The 15,522-nt window shown below is 37.8% G+C and carries 12 protein-coding genes and 8 tRNA genes; 16 read left to right on the top strand and 4 right to left on the bottom strand.

Features of this window, described 5'->3' with window-relative positions; all coding sequences use genetic code 11:
- Positions 1-11: 11 nt before the first annotated feature.
- The 13 genes from I580_RS12770 to gor all read left to right on the top strand — a co-directional run bounded on the left by I580_RS12770 (position 12) and on the right by gor (position 7,758).
- Positions 12-84: transfer RNA gene (locus tag I580_RS12770), tRNA-Val, on the top strand.
- A 6-nt stretch (positions 85-90) separates the two neighbouring features.
- Positions 91-163: transfer RNA gene (locus I580_RS12775), tRNA-Lys, on the top strand.
- 12 nt (positions 164-175) lie between these two features.
- A tRNA-Leu gene (locus I580_RS12780) sits at positions 176-257 on the top strand.
- Positions 258-288: 31 nt separating this feature from the next.
- Positions 289-361: transfer RNA gene (locus I580_RS12785), tRNA-Thr, on the top strand.
- An 8-nt stretch (positions 362-369) separates the two neighbouring features.
- Positions 370-441: transfer RNA gene (locus I580_RS12790), tRNA-Gly, on the top strand.
- A 10-nt stretch (positions 442-451) separates the two neighbouring features.
- Positions 452-537, top strand: a tRNA-Leu gene (locus I580_RS12795).
- Between the two features lie 43 nt (positions 538-580).
- A tRNA-Arg gene (locus I580_RS12800) sits at positions 581-654 on the top strand.
- Positions 655-738: 84 nt separating this feature from the next.
- Positions 739-812, top strand: a tRNA-Pro gene (locus tag I580_RS12805).
- Positions 813-977: 165 nt separating this feature from the next.
- Entirely contained in the window at positions 978-1,445 is a 468-nt protein-coding gene (locus tag I580_RS12810) for a CtsR family transcriptional regulator (protein WP_010771936.1), read from the top strand.
- A gap of 4 nt (positions 1,446-1,449) precedes the next feature.
- Complete coding sequence (locus tag I580_RS12815; RefSeq protein ID WP_010771937.1) at positions 1,450-3,939, top strand: ATP-dependent Clp protease ATP-binding subunit; 2,490 nt, start codon at positions 1,450-1,452, stop codon at positions 3,937-3,939.
- 225 nt (positions 3,940-4,164) lie between these two features.
- Positions 4,165-5,085 (top strand): peptidase U32 family protein, encoded by a 921-nt coding sequence (locus tag I580_RS12820; protein WP_010771938.1) that lies wholly within the window; start codon positions 4,165-4,167, stop codon positions 5,083-5,085.
- Positions 5,086-5,098: 13 nt separating this feature from the next.
- A complete protein-coding gene (locus I580_RS12825) occupies positions 5,099-6,340 on the top strand; it encodes a peptidase U32 family protein (protein ID WP_010771939.1) in 1,242 nt (413 codons plus the stop codon).
- Positions 6,341-6,405: 65 nt separating this feature from the next.
- The gene (gor, locus tag I580_RS12830) at positions 6,406-7,758 is read left to right on the top strand and encodes a glutathione-disulfide reductase (RefSeq protein WP_010771940.1); all 1,353 of its coding nucleotides are present in this window, start codon (positions 6,406-6,408) and stop codon (positions 7,756-7,758) included.
- Positions 7,759-7,904: 146 nt separating this feature from the next.
- Here gor and I580_RS12835 read toward each other — a convergent pair whose 3' ends face one another.
- The 4 genes from I580_RS12835 to I580_RS12850 form a co-directional block, all read right to left on the bottom strand.
- A complete protein-coding gene (locus I580_RS12835; protein WP_010771941.1) occupies positions 7,905-8,891 on the bottom strand; it encodes a polyprenyl synthetase family protein in 987 nt (328 codons plus the stop codon).
- A gap of 39 nt (positions 8,892-8,930) precedes the next feature.
- On the bottom strand, positions 8,931-9,491 hold the full coding sequence (locus I580_RS12840; RefSeq protein ID WP_010771942.1) for a Gx transporter family protein: 561 nt from the start codon (positions 9,489-9,491) through the stop codon (positions 8,931-8,933).
- A gap of 16 nt (positions 9,492-9,507) precedes the next feature.
- Entirely contained in the window at positions 9,508-9,930 is a 423-nt protein-coding gene (locus I580_RS12845; RefSeq protein ID WP_010771943.1) for a NusG domain II-containing protein, read from the bottom strand.
- Positions 9,931-10,039: 109 nt separating this feature from the next.
- Entirely contained in the window at positions 10,040-11,947 is a 1,908-nt protein-coding gene (locus I580_RS12850; RefSeq protein WP_010771944.1) for an NAD(P)/FAD-dependent oxidoreductase, read from the bottom strand.
- 267 nt (positions 11,948-12,214) lie between these two features.
- On the opposite strand from I580_RS12850, the gene pplA reads away from it, so the two are divergent.
- From pplA to menA, 3 genes are all read left to right on the top strand, one after another.
- Positions 12,215-13,144 carry an extracellular electron transfer flavoprotein PplA gene (pplA, locus tag I580_RS12855; protein ID WP_010771945.1) on the top strand — a complete coding sequence of 310 codons (930 nt, stop codon included), beginning with the start codon at positions 12,215-12,217 and terminating at the stop codon, positions 13,142-13,144.
- A 172-nt stretch (positions 13,145-13,316) separates the two neighbouring features.
- A complete protein-coding gene (locus I580_RS12860) occupies positions 13,317-14,390 on the top strand; it encodes an FAD:protein FMN transferase (protein ID WP_010771946.1) in 1,074 nt (357 codons plus the stop codon).
- 11 nt (positions 14,391-14,401) lie between these two features.
- Entirely contained in the window at positions 14,402-15,355 is a 954-nt protein-coding gene (menA, locus tag I580_RS12865) for a 1,4-dihydroxy-2-naphthoate polyprenyltransferase (RefSeq protein ID WP_010771947.1), read from the top strand.
- The last annotated feature ends 167 nt before the right edge of the window (positions 15,356-15,522 follow it).

Consider the following 15,522-nt stretch of genomic DNA (forward strand, 5'->3'; position numbering starts at 1 on the left):
AGTGTTGTCTTGGAGGTTTAGCTCAGCTGGGAGAGCACCTGCCTTACAAGCAGGGGGTCGGCGGTTCGATCCCGTCAACCTCCATTTTTTGAGCCGTTAGCTCAGTTGGTAGAGCATCTGACTTTTAATCAGAGGGTCGCAGGTTCGAACCCTGCACGGCTCATAGAAATATTTTGCGGGTGTGGCGGAATTGGCAGACGCACTAGATTTAGGATCTAGCGCCTTACGGCGTGGGGGTTCAAGTCCCTTCACCCGCATTTTTAGTCTCGTATAATACTTGGCGAATACGCCGGCTTAGCTCAGTTGGTAGAGCATCTGATTTGTAATCAGAGGGTCGAGGGTTCAAATCCTTTAGCCGGCATCCAAATTGCGGAAATAGCTCAGTGGTAGAGCACCACCTTGCCAAGGTGGGGGTCGCGGGTTCGAACCCCGTTTTCCGCTTAGCTTGTTCGCCGGGGTGGCGGAACTGGCAGACGCACAGGACTTAAAATCCTGCGGTGAGTGATCACCGTACCGGTTCGATTCCGGTCCTCGGCATTGCTTTGACACATTATGAATGTTGGAAAGCATAAAGTTTTAAGCACCCATAGCTCAACTGGATAGAGTGTTTGACTACGAATCAAAAGGTTAGGGGTTCGACTCCCTTTGGGTGCATAGTTGAAAGGTTTGACTGCGGATTAGAAGGTAATGAGTCTTAGTTCCTTTTAAGCGTTTAGTCTTTTTTTATTATTATAGCTACGGGAAGTAGCTCAGCTTGGTAGAGCACTTGGTTTGGGACCAAGGGGTCGCAGGTTCGAATCCTGTCTTCCCGATTTAAAGAACAGAGTAATTTCTCTGTTCTTTTTTGTTCTAACGTAAACAAATAAATACTTATTTATATTTACTTTTTCTTATCATGTTAGGCATTCTCCTTTATTAAACCCTTAAAATTATGTATAATTAAGGTCAGTATTAGTCAAGGGAAAAGGATGAGTGTGATGAGTAATCAAAATACTTCGGATTTAATAGAAGCATATTTAAAGAAGATTCTTGAAGAAAGCAGTAAGATTGAGATTCGCAGAGCTGAAATGGCTCATTTATTCAATTGTGTTCCTTCCCAGATTAATTATGTCATCAATACACGTTTTACGATTCAGCGTGGCTATTCTGTTGAAAGTAAACGTGGCGGTGGAGGGTATATTCGAATCGCCAAGGTACAAATTTCTGATAGTGATCAATTATTAAAGCAAATTGCCAAATTTACGGGAAATGAACTTTCGGAAAAAGATGCGTTGATTTTTATACAAAAGTTGTACGAAGAAGAAGTAATCACGAAAAGAGAAGGAAATTTGATGTTGTCTGTTCTTGGAAAACAAGTTTTAGGTAAAGCAGGATCGAACGAAGATTATTTACGTGCTCAACTGATGCATTCATTTTTAGAACGTTTGAGCTATGAGGAGGAATGAGAATATGGATGAATTATTTACAGAGAGTGCCAAGGCAGTATTAGCTATTGCGCAAGAAGAGGCAAAATATTTTAGGCATCAATCTGTTGGTTCAGAACATTTGTTGTTGGCATTAGTTTTAGAACCAAATGGAATCGCGGGGAAATCGTTACGCCAGTTAGATGCAGATAAAAATGATATTCGTGAAGAAATCGAGCACTTAACGGGGTATGGAACAGTAAAAAGCTATCCTAAAGGTGCTTATTTACCCTACTCTCCTCGTGCAAAACAAATTTTTGCCTATGCAGGTGATGAAGCAAAACGCTTAGGAGCACCTAATATTGGAACGGAACATATTTTATTAGGATTATTAAGAGATGAAGATATATTGGCTTCACGTATTTTATTGAATTTAGGTTTAAGTTTGTCCAAAATGCGTCAGCTACTGATGAAAAAAATTGGAATTACCGATCCACAAATGAGCGGAAATGTAGGTCGTCGCAGAAATAATCAAGCACAAAAAGCAGCGCCTAAAGGGACACCAACATTAGATTCGTTAGCACGTGATTTGACAAAATTAGCGCGTGAAAATAATCTTGATCCTGTGGTTGGGCGTTCACAAGAAGTTAGACGTTTAATTCAAATTCTAAGTCGCCGTACTAAAAATAATCCTGTTTTAGTTGGCGAACCTGGCGTTGGTAAGACTGCAATCGCTGAAGGTTTGGCACAAAAAATCGTGAATGGTGAAGTGCCAGAAGACATGCAGGAGAAACGCTTGATGATGTTGGATATGGGAGCGTTAGTTGCTGGTACTAAGTATCGTGGTGAATTTGAAGATCGATTAAAGAAAGTTATTGATGAGATTTATCAAGATGGCGAAGTAATTTTATTTATCGACGAATTGCATACGTTGATTGGTGCTGGTGGTGCTGAAGGAGCGATCGATGCCTCCAATATTTTAAAACCGGCATTAGCAAGAGGTGAATTACAAACAATTGGAGCTACCACACTAGATGAGTATCAAAAATATATCGAAAAAGATTCAGCACTAGAACGACGCTTCGCTCGTGTACAAGTGGATGAACCAACACCAGAAGAAGCTGAAGAGATTTTAAAAGGTTTACGCTCTCGTTATGAGGAGCATCATGGTGTAGAGATCACGGATGATGCGTTGCATGCAGCGGTTCAGTTGTCTGTACGCTATATTAATTCTCGTCAGTTGCCAGATAAAGCTATTGATTTAATGGATGAGTCTTCAGCTAAAGTTCGTTTGGATTTGGCGGACGAGCCTTCTGAAATCAATAATTTACGTTTAGAAATCATGCGTTTGACACAAGAAAAAGAAGAAGCAATCCATTCTCAGTCATTTGAAAGTGCAGCTAGGTTGCGTCAAAAAGAAAAAAAATTGGCACGCAAATTAGAGAATATTCTACTATTGGAACAAAAAGAAGCATCTGGTTATGCTAATCGTGTCACGGAAGAAGATGTGGCTAATGTCGTTTCACAATGGACAGGTGTACCTTTACAGCAATTGGAGAAAAAAGAAAGTGAACGGTTGCTTGAATTGGAAAGCATATTACATCACCGTGTGGTTGGTCAAGATGAAGCGGTTCAAGCTGTTTCACGTGCGATTCGCAGAGCTCGTAGTGGTTTAAAAGATCCTAATAGACCAATCGGTTCATTTATGTTTTTAGGACCAACTGGTGTGGGTAAAACGGAGCTTGCCAAGGCATTAGCTGAAACGATGTTTGGTAGTGAAGACGCGCTTGTTCGAGTTGATATGTCTGAATTTATGGAAAAATATAGTACTAGTCGTTTAATTGGTTCTCCTCCAGGCTATGTTGGCTATGAAGAAGGTGGACAGTTAACTGAAAAAATTCGCCAAAAACCGTATTCTGTTATTTTGCTAGATGAAGTTGAAAAAGCTCATCCAGATGTATTCAATATACTTTTACAAGTGTTAGACGATGGACATTTAACAGATTCTAAAGGTCGGAAAGTCGATTTTAGAAATACAATTTTGATTATGACGTCAAATATTGGCGCGACTGCGATTCGTGACGAGAAAAATGTTGGATTCAATGTGCAGGATTTAACGAAGGACTACGGAGCGATGCAAAAACGAATCATGGAAGAGTTAAAAAAGGCCTTCCGTCCAGAGTTTTTGAATCGTGTAGATGAAACTGTTGTCTTCCGCTCGTTGGATCAGGAAGAAATTCACGAAATCGTAAAAATCATGAGTAAATCGATCATTCAGCGTTTAAGGGAGCAAGATGTTAATGTAAAAATCACAGCAGCAGCAATTGAAGTGATTGGAAAGGTAGGTTTTGATCCTGAATATGGAGCACGACCTATTCGCAGAGCTTTACAAAAAGAAGTGGAAGATCGTCTAAGTGAAGCATTACTTTCTGGTCAGATTCATCTAGGTGATAAGGTGACGATTGGTGCAAGTAAAGGAAAAATTACATTAAATGTTAAATCGCCCAAGCCAGAGCAAGTATTACAAACAATTTAAGTCTAAAACCAATAATTCGCTGTGCAAAACGAATCTGTTTTGTACAGCTTTTTTTCTTAAAGAAAAGTAAGTTTACATCAGTTGTTTTGTGAAAAATGAGCGTTAAAATAAAGAGAAGCTATTGGAAAGTTTGTGAACCTATGCTACTATAAAACAGTTGTTAGAAGACTATGGAAAAGATAAGCTTTTGAACTAGCTCATTCAGCTTTTAAAGGAGGATGTAAAATGATTGAACTTATTGCGACTGCTGAGTCTATCGAACAAGCAGAGGCGTTACTAGCAGTAGGGGTAGACACTTTATACATTGGAGAAGAAATGTTTGGGTTACGCTTACCGACGTCATTTTCTCGAGAGGAACAGAAATTTATTACAGAAAAAGCGCATGGTGCTGGTAAAAAAGTAACTGTTGCGTTAAATGGGATTATGCATCCAGAAAAAATGAAGAAGATTCCAGAGTATTTAGCCTTTTTACAAGAAATCAAAGTAGATCAAGTAACGATTGGGGATCCTGGGGTCGTGTTCGTACTACAGCGTGACAAGATCGAAATTCCGTACATTTATGATGGAGAAACTCTAGTGACAAGCTCAAGACAAATCAATTTTTGGGCGAAACGTGGCGCAATCGGCGCGGTATTGGCACGTGAAGTTCCTTTTGAAGAAATGATAGCAATGAAGGACAATTTGATGGTTCCAGCGGAAATCCTTGTGTACGGTGCAACATGTATCCATCAGTCTAAACGTCCATTGTTGCAAAATTACTATAATTTTACTAAAAATGATGAGTCTGCCAGCAAAGAACGAGGCTTGTTTATATCGGAACCTAAAAAAGAAGAAACACACTATTCGATTTATGAAGATAGCCATGGCACTCATATATTTGCGGACAATGATGTAAATTTAATCAGCGAACTAGACAAACTTCATGAGCACAATTACACAAAGTGGAAACTTGACGGTATTTATGCACCAGGAGAAAATTTTGTGAAAGTAGCTAAATTGTTTGTAGAATCTAAAGAAAAACTAGAATCAGGGGTCTGGTCGAGTGACCAAGCTCAAAAAGTAATGGAAGAAGTAGAGACACTTCATCCAGAGCATCGCGGCTTAGATATCGGATTCTTTGACTTAGATCCAGACGAGATAAAATAAGGAGAAAAAACACATGACAAACGAACGAACACTGAAGCGTCCCGAGGTCTTAGCACCGGCAGGGACGCTAGAAAAACTAAAAACAGCCATTCACTATGGCGCAGATGCGGTATACATTGGCGGAAATGCTTATGGATTACGCAGTCGTGCGGGAAATTTCACAAAAGAAGATATGATTGAAGGGGTAGCTTTCGCCAACGAACATGGAGCAAAAGTTTATGTGGCAGCAAATATGGTCACTCATGAAGGAAATCAAGAAGGAGCAGGGGATTTTTTCAGAGAAATTCGTGACGTTGGTATTTCCGCAGTAATCGTCTCTGATCCGGCATTGATTGAAATTTGTGCAACAGAAGCTCCTGGATTGCCAATTCATTTATCTACTCAAGCTTCGGCTACAAATTATGAAACATTAGAATTTTGGAAAAACGAAGGATTAGAACGTGTGGTTTTAGCACGTGAAGTGTCAATGGATGAAGTAGCAGAAATTCGTAAAAATACAGATGTGGAAATCGAAGCGTTTATTCATGGTGCAATGTGCATTTCGTATTCTGGTAGATGTACGTTGTCTAATCACATGTCAATGCGGGATGCGAACCGTGGCGGATGTTCTCAATCTTGTCGTTGGAAATATGAGCTTTATGACATGCCCTTTGGTGCCGAACGTACAAGTTTAACTGATAAAGGTGAAGTGGAAGAAGAATTTTCAATGAGTGCGGTGGATATGGCCATGATTCAACATATTCCTGAGCTGATTCAAAATGGTGTGGATAGTTTTAAAATTGAAGGCCGTATGAAATCAATCCACTATGTATCGACTGTAGCGAATGTGTATAAAAAAGCAGTGGATACTTATATGGAAGATCCGGAAAACTATGAATGTAAACAAGAATGGATCGATGAGCTTTGGAAAGTTGCTCAAAGAGAACTTTCAACTGGTTTTTATTATCATGTACCGACTGATGAAGAACAATTATTCGGAGAACGCCGCAAGATTCCTCAATATAAATTTATTGGAGAAGTCATGGCGTATGATGCTGAGACAAAAGTTGCAACGATTCGTCAGAGAAACCATTTCAGTGTCGGAGATGAAATTGAATTTTATGGTCCTGGGTTCAATCACTTCCATCAAACGGTAGAAGTTATGTATAATGAAGAGGACGAGTCGATCGATCGGGCACCAAACCCAATGATGATTTTAACGATGCCGGTTGTAGAACCTGTAGCAGTTGGTGATATGATTCGTAAGAAGAAATAAATAATTTAAGTGAGGGATTGGCTATTACAGCTTGTCCCTTTCATTGCAGAAAGGATAAGTGAACAATGACAAAACAATATGATTATATCGTAATTGGCGGTGGCAGCGGTGGAATTGCGTCTGCTAACCGTGCAGGGATGCATGGCGCTAAGGTTTTATTGATTGAAGCCGCAGATATCGGTGGAACATGTGTCAATGTTGGTTGTGTCCCTAAAAAAGTAATGTGGCAAGCAAGTTCAATGATGGAAATGATAAAACGAGATACAGCAGGATATGGAATGGATGTAGAAGTAAAATCCTTTAGCTTTAAAAAACTCGTTCAAAATCGTGAGGCTTATATTGAGAATTTACATGCAGCGTATCACCGTGGACTAGATAGTAACAACGTAGAGGTTTTAGCGGAATACGCAACGTTTGTTGACAATCATACCGTTCAAGCTGGAGGCGAAAGTTACACGGCGCCCAATATTTTGATTGCGACTGGTGGACGACCTAAAAAATTGGGGATTCCAGGTGAAGAGTATGCGATAGATTCTAATGGTTTTTTTGCTTTAGAAGAGCTGCCAAAACGAGTTGTATTTGTTGGAGCGGGTTACATAGCTGCTGAACTTGCCGGAACAATTAACGGGTTAGGTGCTGAAACTCATTGGGCATTTAGAAAAGAGCGTCCATTACGTGACTTTGATGAAATGCTATCTGAAAAAGTAGTGGAGCATTATGTTCAAGATGGCATGCATATTTATCCTCATTCAACGCCTCGTTCGATTGAGAAGTTTGAATCTGGAGAGTTGATGATCACTTTTGAAAATGGCACTAAAATAACGGCTGACAGTATTGTTTTTGGTACTGGACGCCAACCCAATACAGATACTCTAGGATTAGAAAATACGCATGTTGAGCTAACCGATCAAGGTTATGTAAAAGTGGATAAATTCCAAAATACTACGCAATCGGGTATTTATGCTGTTGGTGATGTAATTGGTAAAATCGATTTAACGCCAGTGGCAATTGCCGCAGGTAGAAGACTGTCAGAACGTTTATTTAACGGAAAAGAAAATGAGTATTTAGACTATGAAACAATTCCAACCGTTGTCTTTACTCATCCTACCATTGCCACCGTTGGCTTAACTGAAAAAGAAGCAGAAGAAAAATATGGCGATGAGAATATTAAAATCTATCAATCAACTTTTACACCAATGTATTTTGCACTTGGAGAATATCGTCAAAAATGCGATATGAAACTAGTTTGTGTTGGTGAAGAGGAAAAAATCGTTGGGCTGCATGGTATTGGTCTTGGAGTAGATGAAATGCTACAAGGTTTTGCGGTTGCAATAAAAATGGGAGCTACCAAAAAAGATTTTGACAATACAGTAGCAATTCATCCGACAGGTTCCGAAGAATTTGTGACGATGAGATAAGCAAAAAGATGTTTAAGATTGATAAATAGATTAAATTAGAATAAATGGTGGAAAAACAACTTTATCGAATAAAAGAGCGACTGCATGGAAATTATTTTTCCATGCAGTCGCTCTTTTATTCGATGGGGTTAAACAGTTTAAGATGTTTAGTTCGTTCTTTGAAGAATAATTTCAGTAATCTCTAGGAGTTGTTCTTTTGCTTCTGGTGCAGTTTCAGGCAATTTCCGAATGACTTTTAATGCCTGTTGTGTATATTTTTCTGCAAGTGTTTGAGCTTTAGCAACACCACCAAATGAATGGACATATTCATAAATTTTATTGGTTTCAACATCAGTCAGAGCTTCGCCTTTTTCTAAATAAGGAAGTAGCGTTTCTCGTCCTTCTTCAAGAGCGTATAAAAGCGGTAAAGAATAAATTCCTTGACGGACATCCTCTAACACAGGTTTCCCAATTTGCTCAGGACTTTGGGTATAGTCTAAAATGTCATCAATAATCTGAAATGCAATGCCAATATTTTCACCGATTTTCCCACAATTTTTAGCAAATCGTTCCGAAGTCCCGCTTTCATAAGCCCCTACGAAGCAACTTAGTGAAAAAAGTTCAGCTGTCTTCCCAGAAATGTTTTCAATATATTGATCGATGCTCATATCAAGGTTATAACGATTATCCATTTGGCCTAACTCACCGCTCAATATTTTTTCCATACTTCTGGAATTTAACTGGATACTTTTTAAAGTTGAAGAGTAGTCAGCTAATAATTTGAAACAGCTGACAAATAAATAATCGCCAGCGTAAACGGCCGTACTATTGCCAAATTGAGAACGAATAGTTGGCAAGCCACGTCTGATATCTGCATCGTCTACAATATCATCATGGATCAATGTTGCGGTATGCAGTAATTCAATAGCAGCAGCTAAAGCAACAGCTTTTTTGGGTTCTCTATTTTCCCCAAATTGAGAAAATAAAAGCTGATAAGCAGGTCGAAGTAGTTTGCCGCCAGAGTGAATCATAGACATGACTGCATCTTCGACCTCTTTATTTTTTAGATTAACACTATTTTCCATTAACGTTAAAGTATTGTTTAATTCCTTAGCTAGTTCAGGATATGTTTTCCACATAGGATGAATGTTCATAAGATGACCCCTTTGATTGTACTCAGTCAGACTAAAATATTATTGGAAGTATTGGCTCCATTTATGTTTAGTTGTTGATTCGTAATTTAATTGAAATTGTCGCAAGGTTTGAACGTGGCGCAGTAAATAATTGGCTGCGATCCCGATTGCAATCCCGGATAACAAGCCGATAAATGAGAGAAATGGCAGATAAAGCATAGGTGCCCACGATTGAGCAAAGAAACAAGTGGTCAAGAGTTGTCCAACATTGTGTAAAAATCCACCAGCTGCACTAATGCCGATAATACTGACACGTTTTGGACCTAGCTGCATAATGAGCAGCATCCCCAAGTAACTAAGTAAGGCTCCGCTAGCACTGTAAAAGAACGTAGAAATCGTTCCACCAAGCAAGGTTGTTAGAATGAGCCGCATGCAAACTAAAAAGAAACTATCTCTTTTTCGCATTGTAAAAATAGCGATGATTGTAATTAAATTGGCTAACCCGAGCTTAGCACCTGGGGCAAAAGCAAAAGGATAGGGAATCATATTTTCAATCAGGCCAATGATGACACCTTGGGCAACTAACATAGAAATATAAATATTTTTTTGTAATTTACTCATAATATACTGACAGTATTTAATAAATCAGACTGCCATCTTCACTCCCATCAGAAGCTTCAACAGTGATGAATAAATTATGGGGTAAGCAGGCAATAGGTGTTTCTCCTGCTTTAGATATCCAGCCTCGTTGTACGCAAATTTGATCTCCGCAGTTTGTTTCAACCATGCGAATTCTATCACCGCTGACTTCAATCAAGTTATAATCACCATCAGCTGCTTCGTATTTATAGGTATAAGTGGGACCGTCTTCTTTTAGATCAAAAACTTTAATCACTTCGCCGTCCACTTTTAGTACTGCTTGTTTGGTAGCATCATCTTGAGCTGTGTTTTGGATGCCAAAAACAACAAGAGGCAAGAAAGAACTGATTGTTAAAAGTAAAATAATAACAATATCCCAAGGACGTAAGTAACTTTTTTGAATAAATTCTTTAAAATTCACTTCTTTCCTCTCCCTTATAGTTTTTATTTTCTTATATTCTATCATAATGAGAAAAGAAAGTTCTAGGAGCAAACCTAGAACTCTCTTAGATTTTTACTATAAAAAGTAATTATTTACTGCTGTATCTGGACTTAGGTGTTCCGTACCACCATTTGCCTAGTGTACGTTGTAACCAAGGGATAACCCAACGGTCTAAACCAAGCGCGCGTCCAGAACCATTCATTAAAGCAAAGGCTACAAAGATAAACCAAATGTTTACCCAATAGAACATACCTGAAAGACAGAATGCAATGGTTAAACCAATTGTTGCAGCACTACTTAACCAAGTGAATAATCCAGCAATCAATGCTAAAGCGATCAAGACCTCAACAATCGTCATGAATTTTTGCATGAATAAAGCAACTTCTTGGTTTGGCATCATGAATTTCATCACACTTTCAAACCATTTAGGCATGTGATCGAATACTTGCATTGGTTCTTCTCCATATGCATAGCTCAAACCAAATTGAGCAGCTTTCGCTGTTGTTTCAGTTGCCTCAGCACCACCACCTGCTGCAGATGCACCAGTCGTTACTTGTTCTTGTAACCAAGGGAATGGGAACGCAACTTTATCCGTAAACCATGAACCATCACCAAACCAAGTACTTGGTTTTAAGTAATCGCCAGTTCCGACAATTTTCTTCATAGATTCAACTAGCCAAACCATACCATAGAATACACGTAATGGAACACTCCATAAAACATTACCATAACGAGAAGAATGTCCGCGTGTTACGTTGCGGTCGTCTTTAATATGGAAGAATTCGTGCATAATATATTGGAACATGTAATAACCAGAACGGATATCAAAGAAATATTTCAAGTTAACGATGTGTTTCATGATAATTGCTAAGAAACCGCTAAGGTGAATTTTATCAAATAAGTTTGCCACACCCCATTTAGAGCCGACAGAAACCATGAATCCTTGATAATTTCCTTTGAATTTGTGTTTTTCGCCACCTTTGATGTCAGCTACGATATTAGCAGCGGCTGTGTGACCAGTTTGTTCAGCAGCTTGAACGATTTGTGGAGTTGGTGTTTCAGGAAATTCTTCGTAATACACCAAGTCACCAACGATATAAATATTTTTGTCTTCATATCCTTTGGCTTGCATAAATTCGTTTGCAATCAAACGATTTCCACGAGCTGATTCTAAACCGAAGTCCGCAGCATCAGAAGTTGCTTTAACACCAGCAGTCCAGATCAATGTATGTGTTGGAACTGTCGAACCATCTTTTAATTTGATGTGATCTGCAGCGACTTCAACGATTGGTGCATTAAGCAACAATTTCACATTTTTCTTCTCTAAGTAACGTTCAGCTTTTGCTGCATCATTACGAGAAAGCATGTTTAAGATTGTCGGCATTGCTTCAACGACCATCAATGTAAATTCATTAGGATCAAGTTTAAATTCTTTTGCAAGACGATCTTTCCAGTCGATTAGTTCGCCGACCATTTCGATACCAGTAAATCCTGAACCACAGACAACAAATGTAAGCATTGCTTTACGAACTTCTGGATCTGGTTCGATTGCTGCTTTTTCAACTGTTTCCAAGATATGTTCACGAATTTTCAAAGAGTTTTCAAAAGACCATAGCGTAAATCCATGTTCTTTAACTCCAGGAGTACCAAAGTCATTTGGCTCGCCACCCATACCGATGATCAATTGGTCAAATTCATAAGAACCTAACTTCGTTTGAACGACTTTTTTGTCTTTATCGATACCAGTTACAGTGTCTGTTACAAGAGTAACGTTCTTTTTACGTGAGAATAAACGTTGCAAGTCGTATTGGATCGCAGAAGGTTCAACACGTCCTCCAGCTACTTCGTGCAGCTCAGTCATCATGGTGTGGTAAGAATGACGATCAATTAAAGTAATTTCAACGTCAGAATCTTTTTTCAATTTTTTTGCTAAAAATTTAGTAGCTGAAACTCCAGCATAACCAGCTCCCACAACGACAATTTTTTGCTTTGTCATTGATAATCCGCTCCTTAAAATAAATGAAATAAAAAATGATAATAATTACACAATCGAATTCATTATATAGCCATTTTTAGGTTTTGTCTAATAACAATTCTTAATTATAGGAAATAAATTTTTTTTATTAAAAAGTCGTGAAAAACAGGTAAATTTTTGTCTTTCTTTTATAACTTTAATTGACATAATTGTAATTTTCTATAGAATGTAAATTATATCACAAACAAAAAATTGTGAATGTTTAAGAAAAGGAAAAGGTGAACAAAAATGAAAATGAACAAAATTGTAAAGGGCTTCACAGCTATCGCACTTTCATCTCTTTTATTAGCAGCATGCGGATCAGATCAAAAGAAAGACACAGCAAAATCATCTGACTCAAGTACTGCAACATCAAAAACAGCTGAATCTTCTAAAGCAACAGAAAAAGAAGCTGGTGCAGATTTACAAGATGGTACTTATAAATTAGAAGAAAAAAATGAATCTAACGGTTACCGTGCAACATTTGAAATGACTGTTAAAGACGGCAAAATAACTGAATCTAACTATGATAATATCAACGCTGATGGCAAATCTAAAAAAGATGACGCTGACTACAACAAAAATATGAAAGACAAATCAGGCGTAGGCCCTGCTGAATACATCAAAGAATTAAACGATTCTTTTGTTAAAGCTCAAAGCGCTGATGGTGTAGAAGTAGTAACTGGTGCGACTCACTCAAGTGAATCATTCCAAAACTATGCACAACAATTAGTTCAAGCAGCTCAAGTTGGTAATACTAAAACAATCGAAATCGACAATGGAGCTGACCTAAAAGACGGTACGTATTCATTGAAAGAAAAAAATAATTCAAACGGCTACCACACTGAATTTTCAATCGTTGTTAAAGATGGTAAAGTAACTGAATCTAACTACGATAACGTTAATGACGAAGGCAAATCTAAAAAAGATGACGCTGACTACAACAAAAACATGAAAGACAAATCAGGCGTAGGTCCGGCTGAATACATCAAAACGTTGAACGAAGAATTAGTTAAAGCAATGAACGAAAAAGACGGTTCAGCTGCAAACGTAGAAGTAGTAACTGGCGCAACTCACAGTTCTCATTCATTCGTAATCTACGCAGAACAATTAGTGAACGCTGCTGAAAAAGGCGATACAAACGAAATCGTTGTAGACAACATTGTAATGAAAAAATAATTTTTTACACAAATGAACTAAAAAGTATATATGTGGCAGAATTCAGGTATTACTCTGAATTCTGCTTTTATTTTTATCAAAATACATAAATAGCAGATAGAAAATCCTTCCCATTCACGAAAAAAAGCGCTACTATAAACAAGACAATTTTCTATTTAGAAAGAGGGATACAATGAAAAACAAAAAATCACTGATCATTTTAATAGCAGCATTATTTTTAGTCATTCTAGCAGGATGCAATTCAAAAACTGAGGAATCAAAAATCAACAAAGAACCTTATTCAGATCAACAATCACTTCTAGGGACGTATGTACAAGTAAGAATTTATGACGATGGTAAGGAAGATGTCTTGAAAAAAGCGTTTGATCGAGTGAAAGAATTAGGCGATAAGATCACTGTAAATGAAAAAGGCTCAGAAATAGATGCAATCAATGAACAAGCTGGCATCAAACCGGTAAAAGTTTCTGATGATATTTATCCATTATTAAAACGAGCATATGAATATAGTGAAGATTCTTCTGGCGGTTTTGACATGGCGATTGGACCAATCACACAATTATGGCATATTGGTTTTGATGATGCTCGTAAACCTTCCCAAGAAGAGATCGATCAAGCATTAAAATTAGTGGATTATCACAAAGTAAAATTAAATGATGAAGATAAAACGGTCTATCTTGAAGAAAAAGGTATGCAACTGGATTTAGGTGCGATCGCTAAAGGATTTATCACTGATGAAGTCGTTAAAGTGTTAAAAGATAATGGCGTGACAACAGCAATCGTTGACTTAGGCGGAAATGTTTATGTACTTGGTCACAGCCCTCGAGGTAAAGATATGGACTGGAATGTTGGCATCCAAGATCCTAATAAAGCACGCAATACAGTAATTGGAACTATTCAAGAAAGTAACAAAACTTTAGTTACTTCTGGAATCTATGAACGCTTTTTAGAAGTAGATGGTAAAAACTATCATCACCTATTTGATCCTAAAACAGGCTATCCTTTTGATAATGATATCGCGGGGGTAACTGTCATCACAAATGAATCGATCGATGGTGATGGACTTTCAACTGCCGTATTTTCAATGGGCGTCAAAAAAGGCTTGGAGTATGCTGAAGGCTTGAAAGATGTTGATGTGATTTTTGTTACAAAAGAAGATGAAGTATTTGTAAGTAAAGATATTGAAAAAGTTTTTGAGTTAGGAAAAGATTCAGGTTATACCATGGGTGATCGTAAAGACTTGAAATAAGGAGAACGGATATGACGTTGAAAGTGTTTTTGCAAGTTGTGGAAATTCAGACAAAATTGGCGAGTCTGGTTCCTTTTGCAGTTGGGGTATTATTTTCTATTGCTTATTTTCATGAATTTCAAGTAGGCTATACTGTACTGTTTTTCATAGGGATGGTCGTTTTCGATATGGCGACAACAGCGATCAACAATTATATGGATTTTAAGAAAGCAAAGTCTGAAGTCTATAAATACGAAGAGAATATTATCGGTAGTTCAGAAATTTCTCCAGTCTTAGTGAGAAATATGATCTTTGGAATGGTTACTTTTTCTGCTTTGATCGGTATTTTTCTAACAATTAAAACTGGTTGGTTATTTTTGGTGATGGGCGGCGTGTGTTGCTTTATTGGTATTTTTTACACGTTTGGTCCAATCCCATTGTCGCGGATGCCTTTAGGTGAAGTGTTCAGCGGGTTTACTATGGGGCTGGGGATTTTTGCGATGACGATTTATTTAAATGTTCAAGATAATCGTCCGTTTTACCTATTTCTTGATTGGAGTCGTGGAACATTTGCCTTGAATGGGAGTTTGTGGGCAGTATTTGCAATTATTTGGGCGTCATTGCCGATGGTATTTACGATTGCGAATATTATGTTGGCGAATAATTTGAGAGATTTGGATACAGATATTGAGAATCATCGGTATACGCTGGTTTACTATATTGGCCGAAAACAAGGTGTAGTTTTGTTTCAATTACTAATGTTGGCTTGTTATGCTGTTATAGTGATTGGACTACCATTTGGCGTATATCGTTGGCCGATTTTAACAGTATTTTTATCACTTCCAGTTGTTTGGAAAAATCTTCAGCTGTTCAAAAAAGAATTGCCACATCCTAAAAGCTTTGGTTATTCGATAAAAAACTTGATGGCATTTAACGGAAGTTATTTATTAGGTTTACTACTAACAATTATTTCAGAAAAAATATAAATAAAACAGAAGGAAGCAGTAACCAACAACGATTCTGCTTCCTTCTGTTTTGTTTTTGATGAAAAGAAATAGCACAACCAATAAAATACCAGCAATATCAGCAAAAATTGTTGGTATTCTTGATGCATCGGCGAAAGCTTTATCAGTCAATGTGTAGATGGGTGAGT

The sequence above is a fragment of the Enterococcus caccae ATCC BAA-1240 genome, from assembly GCF_000407145.1.
Taxonomy (GTDB): Bacteria; Bacillota; Bacilli; order Lactobacillales; family Enterococcaceae; genus Enterococcus_L; species Enterococcus_L caccae.